Source organism: Haemophilus parainfluenzae, from assembly GCF_003252725.1.
GTDB classification, from domain to species: domain Bacteria; phylum Pseudomonadota; class Gammaproteobacteria; order Enterobacterales; family Pasteurellaceae; genus Haemophilus_D; species Haemophilus_D parainfluenzae_L.
Genome location: NZ_QEPO01000002.1, coordinates 74,795 through 88,581 on the forward strand (window position 1 = coordinate 74,795; position 13,787 = coordinate 88,581).

At 37.8% G+C, this 13,787-nt stretch carries 14 protein-coding genes and 4 tRNA genes; 14 read left to right on the top strand and 4 right to left on the bottom strand.

The window, feature by feature from the left end; all coding sequences use genetic code 11:
* Nucleotides 1-88: 88 nt before the first annotated feature.
* Nucleotides 89-1,852: a 30S ribosomal protein S12 methylthiotransferase accessory factor YcaO gene (gene ycaO / locus DPV85_RS03025; protein WP_111327002.1), complete on the bottom strand. Its 1,764-nt coding sequence runs from the start codon at nucleotides 1,850-1,852 to the stop codon at nucleotides 89-91.
* Nucleotides 1,853-2,031: 179 nt separating this feature from the next.
* On the opposite strand from ycaO, the gene DPV85_RS03030 reads away from it, so the two are divergent.
* Nucleotides 2,032-2,370 carry a YegP family protein gene (locus DPV85_RS03030; protein ID WP_049381360.1) on the top strand — a complete coding sequence of 113 codons (339 nt, stop codon included), beginning with the start codon at nucleotides 2,032-2,034 and terminating at the stop codon, nucleotides 2,368-2,370.
* Here DPV85_RS03030 and DPV85_RS03035 read toward each other — a convergent pair whose 3' ends face one another.
* Nucleotides 2,371-3,087: a class I SAM-dependent methyltransferase gene (locus DPV85_RS03035; protein WP_165816466.1), complete on the bottom strand. Its 717-nt coding sequence runs from the start codon at nucleotides 3,085-3,087 to the stop codon at nucleotides 2,371-2,373.
* A 10-nt stretch (nucleotides 3,088-3,097) separates the two neighbouring features.
* Here DPV85_RS03035 and gloB point away from each other — a divergent pair, with 10 nt between their 5' ends.
* From gloB to DPV85_RS03070, 7 genes are all read left to right on the top strand, one after another.
* A complete protein-coding gene (gloB, locus tag DPV85_RS03040) occupies nucleotides 3,098-3,799 on the top strand; it encodes a hydroxyacylglutathione hydrolase (protein ID WP_111327003.1) in 702 nt (233 codons plus the stop codon).
* Nucleotides 3,800-3,934: 135 nt separating this feature from the next.
* The gene (gene hemA, locus DPV85_RS03045; protein WP_111327004.1) at nucleotides 3,935-5,257 is read left to right on the top strand and encodes a glutamyl-tRNA reductase; all 1,323 of its coding nucleotides are present in this window, start codon (nucleotides 3,935-3,937) and stop codon (nucleotides 5,255-5,257) included.
* Nucleotides 5,241-5,984: a phosphodiester glycosidase family protein gene (locus DPV85_RS03050; RefSeq protein ID WP_111327005.1), complete on the top strand. Its 744-nt coding sequence runs from the start codon at nucleotides 5,241-5,243 to the stop codon at nucleotides 5,982-5,984. The genes hemA and DPV85_RS03050 overlap by 17 nt, the downstream gene beginning before the upstream one ends.
* A 123-nt stretch (nucleotides 5,985-6,107) precedes the next feature.
* Nucleotides 6,108-6,184 (top strand) — tRNA-Met (locus tag DPV85_RS03055).
* 5 nt (nucleotides 6,185-6,189) lie between these two features.
* Nucleotides 6,190-6,274, top strand: a tRNA-Leu gene (locus DPV85_RS03060).
* 27 nt (nucleotides 6,275-6,301) lie between these two features.
* Nucleotides 6,302-6,376, top strand: a tRNA-Gln gene (locus DPV85_RS03065).
* Nucleotides 6,377-6,423: 47 nt separating this feature from the next.
* Nucleotides 6,424-6,498: transfer RNA gene (locus DPV85_RS03070), tRNA-Gln, on the top strand.
* 109 nt (nucleotides 6,499-6,607) lie between these two features.
* On the opposite strand, the gene DPV85_RS03075 is transcribed toward DPV85_RS03070, so the two are convergent.
* Together DPV85_RS03075 and prfC are read right to left on the bottom strand one after the other, a co-directional pair.
* On the bottom strand, nucleotides 6,608-7,147 hold the full coding sequence (locus DPV85_RS03075; RefSeq protein WP_111327006.1) for a hypothetical protein: 540 nt from the start codon (nucleotides 7,145-7,147) through the stop codon (nucleotides 6,608-6,610).
* Nucleotides 7,148-7,182: 35 nt separating this feature from the next.
* Nucleotides 7,183-8,766 (bottom strand): peptide chain release factor 3, encoded by a 1,584-nt coding sequence (gene prfC, locus DPV85_RS03080; protein WP_111327007.1) that lies wholly within the window; start codon nucleotides 8,764-8,766, stop codon nucleotides 7,183-7,185.
* Nucleotides 8,767-9,254: 488 nt separating this feature from the next.
* Here prfC and DPV85_RS03085 point away from each other — a divergent pair, with 488 nt between their 5' ends.
* From DPV85_RS03085 to DPV85_RS03110, 6 genes are all read left to right on the top strand, one after another.
* Nucleotides 9,255-9,635 carry a hypothetical protein gene (locus tag DPV85_RS03085; protein ID WP_111327008.1) on the top strand — a complete coding sequence of 127 codons (381 nt, stop codon included), beginning with the start codon at nucleotides 9,255-9,257 and terminating at the stop codon, nucleotides 9,633-9,635.
* Nucleotides 9,636-9,723: 88 nt separating this feature from the next.
* The gene (locus tag DPV85_RS03090) at nucleotides 9,724-10,020 is read left to right on the top strand and encodes a hypothetical protein (RefSeq protein ID WP_111327009.1); all 297 of its coding nucleotides are present in this window, start codon (nucleotides 9,724-9,726) and stop codon (nucleotides 10,018-10,020) included.
* Between the two features lie 75 nt (nucleotides 10,021-10,095).
* Nucleotides 10,096-10,470, top strand: a complete 375-nt coding sequence (locus DPV85_RS03095; protein WP_111327010.1) for a hypothetical protein — start codon at nucleotides 10,096-10,098, stop codon at nucleotides 10,468-10,470.
* Between the two features lie 200 nt (nucleotides 10,471-10,670).
* A complete protein-coding gene (locus tag DPV85_RS03100) occupies nucleotides 10,671-12,071 on the top strand; it encodes a DUF4384 domain-containing protein (protein WP_111327011.1) in 1,401 nt (466 codons plus the stop codon).
* A 22-nt stretch (nucleotides 12,072-12,093) separates the two neighbouring features.
* Nucleotides 12,094-13,134, top strand: coding sequence for a tetratricopeptide repeat protein (locus DPV85_RS03105; protein ID WP_111327012.1), 1,041 nt, complete (start codon nucleotides 12,094-12,096; stop codon nucleotides 13,132-13,134).
* A gap of 32 nt (nucleotides 13,135-13,166) precedes the next feature.
* The gene (locus DPV85_RS03110) at nucleotides 13,167-13,700 is read left to right on the top strand and encodes a pentapeptide repeat-containing protein (RefSeq protein WP_111327013.1); all 534 of its coding nucleotides are present in this window, start codon (nucleotides 13,167-13,169) and stop codon (nucleotides 13,698-13,700) included.
* The last annotated feature ends 87 nt before the right edge of the window (nucleotides 13,701-13,787 follow it).

Sequence of the window (13,787 nt, forward strand, 5' to 3'; positions counted from 1 at the left end):
AAAAGTGCGGTTGATTTTAAAGCAGTTTTTTAATGTGGAAATAAATAAGGCAGACATGAAGTCCGCCTTATGATTGAGAGAAAATTGTCTATTTCCAATTTTCTCGTTTGGCTTTTTGTAATTTCGCATAAGCACCAAGTAAAGCTTGGTGTTCTTTGAAGTTTTCAAGCGTTTCATCGCTGGCTGGCAAGTTATAGAACGGGTTACCTTTTTCTGCTACTGCCGCCCAAGCTTGTTGAACAGCTTCTTTGCCATACATTCTTTCAAATACAGTGCGATATTGTTGTGGATCGCGAGTATTGCCTAAATGCAATTCAATGATGCTGATTAAGGCACGATAGTAATTTGCACGCTCTGGTGTAAATACAGAGCTGTTCATATTCATCGTCCAGTTTGCCCAATCTAAGGCTAATTCTAATTCACCTAATGCTAAGTAAAGCATGGATTTAAGTTCACCAACACGTAATGTTGTCCAACCGCTTGCTTTTGGTGCAACGATACCGATAAATTCGCGAACACGAGTGGCATCGTCAATATCTTGCTCATCTAATTCAGCCAATAACTCTTCGTAAGTTTCGGCATCATGGTGATGGTGTGGTAGATCCAATAAGATCTCACGCCAGTCCATACCCATATTATTATTGGCATAAATGAGGTCATCAGCAGGATAGATATCAGACATGCCAGGTACGATAATGCGGCAAGCGTAAACGTCTAAATGGTTGTAATCCATGATATAGACTTCTTTTTCCTCTGCATTAAAGATTGCCATCAAGTTTTCATATTCTTCTTGCGTTGAACCTGAGAAATCCCAATCTGCAAATTCATAATCTGGCGTATTTTTAAATAAATCCCAAGAAATTAAACCGCTAGAATCAATAAAGTGTGTTTCAAGGTTAGCATGCTCCGCCACATCATCATTATTGAATGATGGAGGAGAGAATACATCGAGATCTTTTAAGCTGCGACCTTGTAAAAGCTCCGTTACGGTACGCTCTAATGCCACTTGGAAATTTGGATGTGCACCAAAAGAAGCAAAGCAAGTGCCGTTATTTGGGTTGAGTAATACCACGCAAATGACAGGATATTTGCCACCTAATGAGGCATCGAAAGCATAAATTGGGAAGCCTTCTTCCTCTAATTTTTCAATAGAGGCTTGAATAGATGGATAGCGATCCATCACAGATTTTGGAATTTCAGGAAGACTGATTGCTTCTGCAATAATGCGATTTTTTACGTAACGTTCAAAAACTTCTGAAAGCCCTTGCACGCGTGCTTCATTTTTTGTGTTACCGGCAGACATCCCGTTAGAGACATACAAATTCGCAATGATACTTTGTGGAATATAGACGGTTTCTTGATCGGATTGGCGCACATAAGGCATCGCGACAATACCGCGATCGTAATTACCGGATTGCAGATCCACAAGCAATTCAGGGGTTAGTTCTTGATTTGGATCGAAATAATCCCATAAATAATCATCTAAAATCCCTTCTGGTAAAAGGGCTTCATCTTCAATTGGAAACCATTTTTCAGTGGGATAATGGACAAAATCACCATTAGCAATCTCTTGTCCTAAATAGAAATCAGCAAAGAAATAGTTGGTGGAAAGACGTTCGAAATATTCACCTAATGCAGATGCTAACGCAGCTTTTTTGCTTGCGCCTTTGCCGTTAGAAAAACATTGTGGGCAATCCTTATCACGAATATGTACAGACCAGACATTTGGCACAGGATTAAGCCAAGAGGCTTCTTCGATATTGAAACCAAGTGCGGTCAATTTTTGTTGAAATTTTGAAATACTGTCTTCAAGTGCGGCATCTTTGCCGAGAATAAATGTTTGTTCAGTCATAATTGTTCCTGTTATAAAAAGCTCCCGCATCATAGGGGAGTTTAGTGGGCTAATCAAGCATAAAATTTATACGCTTTAGCTCTTGTTTTCCTTTATTTTTAAGGGTAAATTAGCCTAGCGCAGAAAGGCATTTTCTGTGTAGGTAAAATTATAAACAAATCAATCAATTGGGAGACATTATGGCTCAAGGGTTTTATGAATTAAAAGTGGCTAAAGACGGACAATTTATGTTCAACTTAAAAGCAGCAAACGGACAAGTTATCTTAACTAGCGAACTTTATAAAACAAAAGCATCAGCTGAAAATGGTATTGCTTCAGTGCAAAAAAATGGTGTGGATGCGAAAAACTTTGAATATCGCGTAGCGAAAAATGACAAACCTTACTTCATTTTAAAAGCGGCTAACCACCAAGAAATTGGCCGTAGCCAATATTATTCTTCTCAAGCTGCAGCAGAAAAAGGCGTTGAGTCTGTGATGAATAATGCATCTTCAGCAGTAATCAAAGAAGTGACAGAATAATCATTCTGTTCTGATTTCTTTAAATGCACCTGCCGGCTCTAAAAACGCCGGCATTTTTGATCGCGCCTTCTCCGGATTTAGTGTTAACGGATAGGTTCGTTTTTGGGCAACGATCACGGTAAGCGGAGAGCAGAGCGTGCTCTTTTCTTGTTTTATGGATAGTCTTTCTTCTGCAATCACATCAAAATTTAATAACGATAACCAGTCAATGACCCGCCAAGTAGCATATTGTCGAAATTTAAACTCACCTAATTTAGGTTTGAAAAGTAATGGACTCATCGGATTAAATAATGTGATGAACATCCAGCCGTCATCCTTTAAAACACGATGTGCTTCACGTAATATTTGATGAGGGTCTTGCGCAAAATTTAAGGTGTTTGCCAATAAGCAGGCATCCATTTCTTTTTCAATAAAAGGTAAGGTTAATGGCGATGCTTGGAGCAAGCTATCACTTTCATTTAAAAGTGCGGTAGGAAAATGCGCTGTTTTTTCAGATAATACAATTTGATGACGTAAAGGCAAGTCAAAGGCAATTTCGCCACTTAATGCACCGACTTTCAGAATTTGATAGCCTAAAATTTTTGGTGTCCATTGGGCAAAATAATGTGTTAATACGTTACAATAGGCTTCACCTTGTGGTAACGCTTGCCAACTTTCAGGTGAAAGAAGTGGTTTATGCCATTTGGCTTTCCAATTCAATGTTAATCCTATTTTCATAAGGTAATTTATGCTAGTTCCTATTCCTGCACTCAATGATAACTATATTTGGCTTTATAGACGAGAAAATTTCCCCGTAATTGTGATCGATATCCCAGAAATAACCCGTTTAATTCCGTATTTAGAATCGAATAAGTTAGACGTAGAAGCGGTGTTATTAACCCATAATCACGATGATCATGTGCAAGGTGTCGCGGAGTTTAAGCAATATTATCCCAATGTGCCTGTTTTCGGTCCAGCAGAATGTGCAAATAAAGGGGCAACCAATATCGTGGATAGCGGTGTGATTAATACGGCACATTATCATATTGAAGTTTTGCCAAGCGGTGGTCATACGGCAGGGCATGTCAGCTATTTGGTGGATGGGCATCTATTTTGCGGTGACGCGTTATTTTCCGGTGGCTGTGGTCGCGTATTTACGGGAAATTTTGCTCAAATGTTTGAATCTATGCAACGTTTTAATCAATTACCAGATGAAACAGTTGTTTGTCCGGCTCATGAATATACGCTGGGTAATTTAGCTTTTGCGGAAACCGTCTTGGCGGATAAAAGTGTGATTGAAAATCAACGTGTTTTAGTGGAGCGTTATCGGGCAGAGGGCAAGCCGAGTTTGCCGACAACAATTGGATTAGAGAAACAAATTAATCCGTTTTTACAGGCAAAAAATTTAGACGAATTTACACAATGGCGTTTAGCGAAAGATAAGTTTTAACTCGTTTTAGTTATTTGTTTGAGTTTTTTCTCTTGAAATTTGCTCAATTCTCAACAATTCATTAAAATAGCGAAAATTTTACTTTCTACTTAAGCCGCCTATTCATAAAAGTGCGGTTGTTTTTATTAGGTTTTTATGACCCTTCTTGTTCTTGGCATTAATCATAAAACAGCTTCTGTTGCTGTTCGTGAGAAAGTCGCTTTTTCTGAAGAAAAGCGGCAGCTTGCCTTACAACAAATTCACCAACAAGATTTGGCAGAAAGTGCGGTTATTCTTTCTACCTGTAACCGTACAGAGATTTATCTTCACCATCGTCAAATTTCACCCCAAGAGTGTAAGCAATGGCAAACGAACTGTACAAATTGGTTTGCTAATATTCATCAGCTTTCTGTGGATGAATTAAATAAGAGTATTTACACACATCAAAATCAACAAGCAGCGAATCATTTAATGCGCGTGGCCTGTGGTTTGGATTCATTAATTTTGGGCGAGCCACAAATTTTAGGACAGGTAAAACAAGCCTTCCAAATCAGTGAAGATTATTATCAAGCGGCAAATATTCCGCTTTCAAGCACGCTTTCTCGTTTGTTCCAAAAAACCTTTGCTACAGCAAAACGTGTTCGTACTGAAACCAATATTGGTGAAAGCGCTGTATCGGTGGCTTATGCAGCTTGTAGTTTAGCACGTCAAATTTTTGAATCTTTACGTGAATTACAAATTTTGCTCGTAGGGGCAGGGGAAACCATTGAATTGGTAAGCCGTCATTTATTACGCCATGGTGTAAAAAAATTGATGATTGCTAACCGCACTTTATCTCGCGCTGAACAGTTGGTGGAAAACTTAGCATCTAATACACCGATAGAAGTGTATTCTCTCGATGAGTTGCAAACACCACTAAATCAAGCGGATATTGTTATCAGCTCAACAGGTAGCCCGAATGTTTTAATCACCAAAGCAATGGCTGAAATTGCGGAAAAAGCACGCCAATTTAAACCGACTTTGATGGTGGATATTGCGGTGCCGCGTGATATTGATGAAAACGTCTCGGAATTAGAAAGTGTGTATCATTACACTGTAGATGATTTGCAAGATATTATCCAACGCAATCTTTCTCAACGTGAGCAAGCATCAGAGCAAGCACAAGACATCATTACACAAGAATGCACGGATTTCTTCGAGTGGTTGAAGGTTCATCAGTTCTCTAATTTGATTCGTTATTATCGTGATGAGGCGGAGAAGACTCGCCAAGAATTACTCGAAAAAGCCTTACACCAAATTCAACAAGGTGAGAATGCTGAAAAAATTCTGCAAGAATTGAGTTATAAATTAACGAATAAACTCATTCATGCGCCAACCCAAACTATGCAAGCCATGATGAAATCTGGTAATGCGGAAGGTTTGCATGCCTTTTCCAATGCTTTGCATTTAACCCATCCTTTAAATGAAAAAAACGATTAAATTTTTGACCGCACTTTTCAGTAGCGCATCGTTACTGATGAGTGTGCCAGCCCTAGCTGAATATCGAACCTTTAATGATGGCAATATTACTTACGGGATTTTCCAAGCTAAACCTGAAGAAGTGCAGCTACATTGGAAGGATGCTGAAGGTAATGATTATCAAAGTTTAACGCGTCTCAAAAATGCCTTAGAAGATAGCTATAACGTGAAAATGGTCATGAATGCGGGCATTTATAGCATGAATAATGTGCCTGCAGGGTTATGGATTGAGCAAGGAAAAGAGCTCAATGCGTTAAATACAAAAGCAGGCAAAGGTAATTTCCATGTGCAGCCTAATGGGGTATTCGCCATTGCTGGAAATAAACCCTACATTTTAACAACCGCCGCGTATCAGAAAAGTAAACTCAAACCAGATTTTGCGTTGCAATCAGGCCCGATGTTAATTATTCATGGAAAAATGAATCCGCAATTTCGAGCTAGCCTAGAGAGCTATCATAAGCGTAATGCAGTGTGTTTGACGAAGCAGAACGAATTGCTATTTTTGATGACGATAAAAGGTGAGCCTAATCTTTATACATTGAGCCAAGGTTTGCTGAAAATAGGTTGTCATGATGCCTTATATCTTGATGGAACAATATCTAATTGGTACATTCCAGGGCAATTTAACACCTTGCATTGGAAGCGTTTTGTTGGAATGATCTCCGTTCTTGATGTGAACAAAAAATAGCAAAAGCGTTTTATTTATAATCAACTAAATCAAAAAATCCGTTTTTTGCAAAAAAATGATTGACGAGAATAGGTCAAATCAGGATAATACGCCCCGCAAAGCCGATAAGGTAAAGCAAATGATGGCTACATAGCTCAGTTGGTTAGAGCACAACACTCATAATGTTGGGGTCGCAAGTTCGAATCTCGCTGTAGCCACCAAGTTTGCGGGACTGGCGAAATTGGTAGACGCACCAGATTTAGGTTCTGGCGCCGAGAGGTGTGTGGGTTCAAGTCCCTCGTCCCGCACCATTTATCAGCTTGCAGTCAAATAGTAGTTGGGGTATCGCCAAGCGGTAAGGCACCGGGTTTTGATCTCGGCATCCCTAGGTTCGAATCCTAGTACCCCAGCCATACTATCTAAATAAAATCTTCTTTATTTCCAATCAAAGAATTTCAGTTGGGGTATCGCCAAGCGGTAAGGCACCGGGTTTTGATCTCGGCATCCCTAGGTTCGAATCCTAGTACCCCAGCCATCTTATTTTTCAATTTCTTTTGTATAAAAAATGCGATTAAATTTAACCGCACTTTGTTATATTTTTTATATAAAAGAAAAGCCACCTTGTGGTGGCCTTTCATATTGATTTATTTTAATTCTACTAAAGTTAAATTACATTGAGCTGTTGATGCCGCAGGTAATGCTTCATAATCTTTTCCTGCCTGAGGCGTGAATGTGAGTTTTTTACCAGAACAGCTGTAACCTAGTTGTGTATATTTAATACCTTTTACATAATCGGTATAAGTATTATCTGGGGTTACTATTTCACTTTTTAGAGTGATTTCAGCACCCGCAGGGATAACAAACTCTTTAAAGAAGGTACTTGAACCAATGTTATTGAATTGACTTGGTTTTTTACTTGCTTCGCTATCTGGCATCCCTAGTGATTCATTACCTTTAAGGTAAAGCATTGAGCCGAAGGATTGCCCCAATCCACCACCTACATTTACTTTTTCTGTTTTTCCATCCTGTTTTACTTCCATCTCGGTATAGCGACCATTTTGTCCATATAGACGGATACGTGCATCAGTTTGTGGATTATAAGCTTTTCCTGCATTTGATAGCTCGGTGTTTACACAGCCTGAAAGTAGTAATGCTGCTGTACTGATAAGCATCAATTTTTTCATGATTTTTCCTTTTGTTAATGATAGAAAATAGTGAATTAATGTTCCCTTGTTTTAAAGAAGGTCACATCAGGATAACGTTCTTGTGCAAGGTTTAGGTTTACCATAGTCGGTGCGATATAAGTGAGATTATCCCCTCCATCTAATGCAAGGTTTTGCTCATTTTTACGTTTGAACTCTTCAAATTTTTTGTTATCTGCACATTCCACCCAACGAGCCGTTGCGACGTTGACAGTTTCGTAAATGGCTTCAACGTTATATTCTGATTTCAAACGAGAAACGACCACATCAAACTGTAACACACCGACTGCGCCAACAATTAAATCATTATTGCTTAATGGACGGAATACTTGCACAGCACCTTCTTCAGAAAGTTGTACTAAGCCTTTTAACAATTGTTTTTGTTTAAGCGGATCTTTCAAACGAATACGACGGAATAATTCAGGGGCAAAGTTTGGAATACCGGTAAATTTCAGATCTTCACCTTGTGTGAAGGTATCACCAATTTGAATTGTACCGTGATTGTGCAAGCCGATAATATCACCAGCATAGGCCTCATCGGCATGGGTACGGTCACCCGCCATAAAGGTGAGCGCATCAGAAATAACCACTTCTTTACCAATACGTACGTGTTTAAGTTTCATGCCTTTTTCATATTTGCCAGAAACTACACGAAGGAAAGCCACGCGGTCGCGGTGTTTTGGATCCATATTGGCTTGGATTTTAAACACGAAACCGCTGAATTTTTCTTCTTCTGCTGAAACTTTACGAGTATCTGCTTGGCGAGCTTGTGGTGCAGGCGCCCATTCGGTTAAACCATCCAAGAAATGATCGACACCGAAGTTACCTAATGCTGTACCGAAAAAAACAGGTGTTAATTCACCACTTAGGAATAAATCCAAATCAAATTCATTGCTTGCACCTTTTACTAATTCTAATTCATCACGCAATTGTTGGGCTAAGTCATCACCTACGGCTGCGTCTAATTCAGGGCTACTTAAGCCTTTCACAATACGTACTTCTTGAATAGTCGAGCCTTGGCCACTTTGATAAAGATAGGTTTCATCTTTATATAAATGATAAACCCCTTTAAACAATTTACCGCAACCAATCGGCCAAGTAATCGGGGCACAATGGATTTTTAATACGCTTTCCACTTCATCTAATAATTCCATCGGATCGCGAATATCACGGTCAAGTTTATTCATGAAAGTGATAATTGGTGTATCGCGTAAACGGGTCACTTCCATTAATTTAATGGTTCGTTCTTCAACCCCTTTTGCTGAGTCAATAACCATCAAGCAGCTATCCACGGCCGTTAAAGTACGGTAAGTATCTTCCGAGAAATCCTCATGCCCCGGCGTATCTAATAAATTCACTAAGCATTCATTGTAAGGGAATTGCATCACGGAAGTCGTGATAGAAATACCACGTTGTTTTTCCATTTCCATCCAGTCAGATTTTGCATGCTGTGCTGAGCCTTTACCTTTTACTGACCCCGCTTTTTGAATGGCATTGCCGTATAGCAATACTTTTTCGGTAATGGTGGTTTTACCCGCGTCAGGGTGGGAAATAATCGCAAATGTGCGACGTTTATTCACTTCTTCTAATGGATAACTCATTTGTCTTGTTTCTTCTGTTTTAAATAATGCTGTATTGTCGCTGATTTTCAGATTGAGCTCAAATTAAATTAGGGAAATAGCAATTTTGTCATGAGTTAGCTCAAAAATAGCAATTTAAATCGCTTATTTTTTAACCTTTTGCAAGCGTTTGCGTTGGTTGTTTTATAAACACTATGATTGTTTAATTCTATTTATATGTATTAATTAATATCTAAAACCTTTCATAGGGTAATAGTGATTCTCAAAAAATTGTAGCACCTATTTATAGGTATCTTATTTAACTGAGTGTTTTATTTAAAATTAAAATAAATTATTAACTATTAGTTAATAATTTGCGACATGTTCTGTTTTTTATAGTTCATAAATAATTGGTACGATGAGTTCGCACTATTTTGATGTGCTAGCTTAATTGCGACTGGAATATACCGATTTCAGTTTTCAATCATGGATTGAATAATATTTTCTCATTGAGGAATCTTGAGGTAAAAATGAATAAAACAACTTTTTGTTTTAAACGATTATTGCTTATTGCATTTGGTTTGTGTTCAGTATCAACATTTGTTTATGGGAGCACGCAAAATGTGACTGTTAGTGGAGCTGTAGATAACTCTTCTTCTGGCAGTGGTAAAGCAATGATTAATGTTGGTTCGGCTGTTGGTAAAAACGTTGGCAATAATACCCAAAATGTTGTTGTGAATGGCTCCTTAGTAAATAAGGCATCTGGTAGCGGTAAAGCTAGCATTAATATTGGGTCATCAGTAAATGATGGTGGAAACCACAATCAATCAGTTAGTGTTGGTTCAATTGTAAATTCTTCTTCAGGTGGTAAATCTGAAGTGAATATCGGTTCTGTTGTTAAAGATGAGTAATTTTTAGCGCAGAACTCATGATTATATTAAATAATCATTAATTTTAATAAGCATAGTAATGCTCAATTTCTTTTAAAGAGGAAAAACAATGAAAAACTTAGTTAAAATTAGTGCAGCAGCAATCCTTGCAGCAAGTTTAGCCTTATCTACTAATGCTGCAGTGAAAATTGGTGGTAACAACTCGCAAACCACTAATATTCAAGGTGCAGTAGCTAATACGGCAGTTGGCGGTAGTAAAGCAACCCAAAACATTTCATCTAACCACGGTAAAGTAACTATTGGTGGTAACAACGTACAAACCACTAATATTCAAGGTGCAGTAGCTAACACCGCGGTTGGTGGAAGTACGTCTGTACAAAACTTAAGTTCTAATAGCAGCGAATAGTCATAAATAAATTGGTTATTGGTTATCCAATAACCAATTTTTTATATATTTTAAAATTCTGTTGGGGACAAAGTCATGAAAGTTTTTAATATATTGATGCTATTTGGGATTTCATGTTTTTTATCTCTTAGTGCTTTTGCTGGAAATGGGGAACTCGTACCAAGAAAAGGGTTAGGCCCGTTAGATAAAGCAAAAGTTCATGAAGTTCAGGCTCAAAAATGGTCCAGGATAGGCATGGGTATAGAGATGGAGGATGAGGCTGAGAATAGTGTTTCTCAATATAGCAATACTTCAAGTGGCCGTTCTTTTGGAGGACGTTCTAAAAATTGTTCTACAAATATTGGAAATGTTGCTGCTCAAAAAGGCGCTAGTTCTGGTCGATATGGTCCTAAAAATAAGAATAATAATGTTGTCGTTGTTAAAGGCGATGTAATTAATGTCTGTAAATAATTAATAATAACTTAAGGTATCTTATGAAATTTTCTAGAACTCTTATTTCTTATGTTTTGATTTCTAATCTAGTTGGGTGTTCTTTATCTGCTACAAATCTAAAAGAAGATAGACCATATATTGGCTCAACAACGACTCATAACCTCCCTGCAGTAGAACCAGTTAGATCAATATCAAGTTTTAGTGATAGTTTAAACTGTATGGACGATTTATTACGTCAAAGTAATGTGAGTGAAACTGTTATTGCAGTGAAAACAATTAAAGATCCATCAACGAAAGCAGGCGTAGCGGCAAGTGAAATGATTATGACTGCATTATCACAAATGTCAAAAACCAGTGGGGCATTTAAAGTCGCTGATTTTGAAATCGATCCTTTAAAGCAAGATACCGTTCAGACGTTAACAAATCTTTTATTACCAACGGGAAGTATGCAAATTCCGGCGCCTCAACTTTATATTTCAGGGGCAGTATCTTATGTGGATCAAAATGTATTACGTAAGTCTAATAACTTAGGACTTTCTTATGCTGAAGATGGTGAAGTTGGTATTTCAGGTGATTTGATGACAACCGCACTGGGTCTAGAGTTACATATGGGGGATTTTTTAACCCGTACGCTTTATCCTGGTATTGATTCGTCTAATGAAATTGTAGCTGCAGGTAAAGGTCTAGGGTTAGATGCTGGAGCTAAAATTAAGAAAACAGGTGTTCAGTTTTCTTTAGAGAGAGCACTTTCCCAAGGGTTAGGTGGTTCAATGAGAACCCTCGTTGATTTAGGTACAATAGAATTAGTGGGTAAATTAACCAAAGTTCCTTACTGGCAATGTTTATCACTTGATCAAGCTCATCCTGAGTTCCAACGTGAATTATTAGATTGGTATGGTGGAATGGGAGATAGTAGTAAGGTGAAATTCTTCCAAACTGGCTTGAAAAACTTAGGTTATTACAGCGGTAAAGTCGATGGTAAGAGTTCAAAAGAATTTCGTGAGGCACTATCTGCATTCCAAAAAGATAATAAAGCAACCCCTTCTGGTTTCATTAATTTCGAAAGCTATGAACGCTTAATGAAAAATTATGTAAAAACAGATGCAAATGGTAACTTTAAAAAAGTAGGACTAGAACCATCAGATGATAAAGAAGATCAGCCTCGTGGTGGATATCCAGTACTAAATTCTGATAAAGATGCACCAATTAATGTTGGGATTAACTTAAATAAATCATCATATCGTCGTGGTGATACATTAGAGTTAGATGTTAATGTAGATAGAGATTCAACTTATTTAGCGTGTTTCTACCAAGATGCATCGAAAAGTATTACTCAGGTTTATCCAAATCCTGTTCAAGGAGAGAGTATAACTTCTAAGAATAATTCGCTAAAAATTCCGGGTTCTGATGCATTTACTTTAAGTTTAAATGAAAAAGGTAAAGAAAGTGTGATGTGTATGGCCTCATATTATAGTGTGGCCAATAAGCTTCAAACTAACTTCGGTGATGCATTTAATCCGCTTAAAGTGAAGGATATGAATGCCTTATCTGAGCAATTAAAAGCAATCTTTGGCGATGATTTAAAAGGTACCAAAACAGTTAGTTATCAAGTGAAGTAAACAAATAATCCTGGAGGTCGATATGTCAAAAAAATATTCAACATCTAAATTATTTGTTTATGCCTTACTGGCAGGAATTCCAGCTTCTTACGCTCAAATTGTGATTAATAAATCGATTGAGCCGAAGAGTCCAGCAGTTCAGCAAGAGCAAAATACGGGATTTTCTCTAGCATTTGCTTATGAAAGTTACCGTAATAAGGATTATCAAAATGCTTATGATGAATTCGAACATTTTGTCTTGCAAAATAATCCAAAGGCGTTAATGGCGAATGCCTATTTGCTATTTAGTGGTAATTTACCGAGAGATTTTGCAAGAGCTAATCAATATTTAGCACAAGTTGCTTCGCTAAAATATGCTCGAGCAATATATTTGCAAGGTCTATTAGAAAAATACCAAAAAGGTTTAAGTCAATTTAATGCAAAGGCTGAACGATTAGTTAATGATGCTGCGGTGATGGGAGATTATGTCGCTGCTAATGCCTTGGCTAACTTCCATTTTCAAAAAGGGAATTATGCATTAGCACAGCGCTGGAATGAAAAAGCGATTAGTTTAGGAAGCGCGGCTGCAAGACAAAATCAGCGCGTTATCTCAAATCGTCAATCTGAGCCAGCCATTCAAACAGTGCCTAAGACTGTTTCTTCACCAGCAAATACTGGTGTGATTGGGGAATTAAGAGAACGCTCTCAAGCTGGTGATGCTGGAGCGAGCTACGACTTGGCGGTTCGCTTCCATAAAGGTGTGGGAGTAGCAGTGAATTTTGGCGAAGCAATTCGGTTATATCAATTAGCTGCAGAGCAGGGCAGTAGTGAAGCACAAAAAGTATTGCCGCTCTTGTTATCAAGAAGAACAACGGGCGGCAATATTAATAGTATGTGGATGCAAAGAATGTCAAATATGCTTCCAAGCCCTGTCGTAGTTCAACAGGATGCACATCATACACATACAGTTAAAACTGAAAATAATATTGCTGGCTTTGATACAGAAAAAGCCACAAAAGCTATAGCAACCTTACAGGAAGATGATCCATTAGAAGGGTTATTAACTTTGGAACCAAGTCGTTAATTTATTTAAAGTAAACATGAAGGAAGGTAAACATGAAACACGTTTATTCAAAATTAGCTATCACATTATTTGGTTTTGCAGCATTATCAAGCTATGCTCAAACTGATAATAATCAATCAGTTACAGTAAATGGTAGAATTGTTAATAGCGCAACAGATGGTGGAGAATCAGTACAAACTATCTCGGGCAAAAAAAGTGCGGTCGTAAATGGCATCGTTATTACTCACAATGGTGAAACAACATATATCTCTAGTGGCAGTTCATCTTCAGATAAAGTTAATGCCGCTTTAGGTGGACAAGATTTCTCAGGTCAAGATTTAGCAGGGCAATCATTTACCAATTCAGATCTTGCTAATGCAAACTTCAGCAATGCAAATTTACAAGGGGCTGATTTCACAAATACAAATTTAAGTGGGGCTAACTTTCATAAAGCTAACTTAAAAGGCGCTAATTTGACTAATTCGAACTTAGCAGGTGCAGATCTTACTGGTGCCAATTTAAAAGGTGCAATCAAAACAAATATCAATACTCGAGGAGCCAAAACCAAAGGGGCAATTTGGCGATAAGACGACCAGTGATATACAAAAAAACAGGCTTTAAAGCCTGTTTTTTATTCGCTTTTATTTTTACAAAAAAAAAGCAAACGTTTGCGC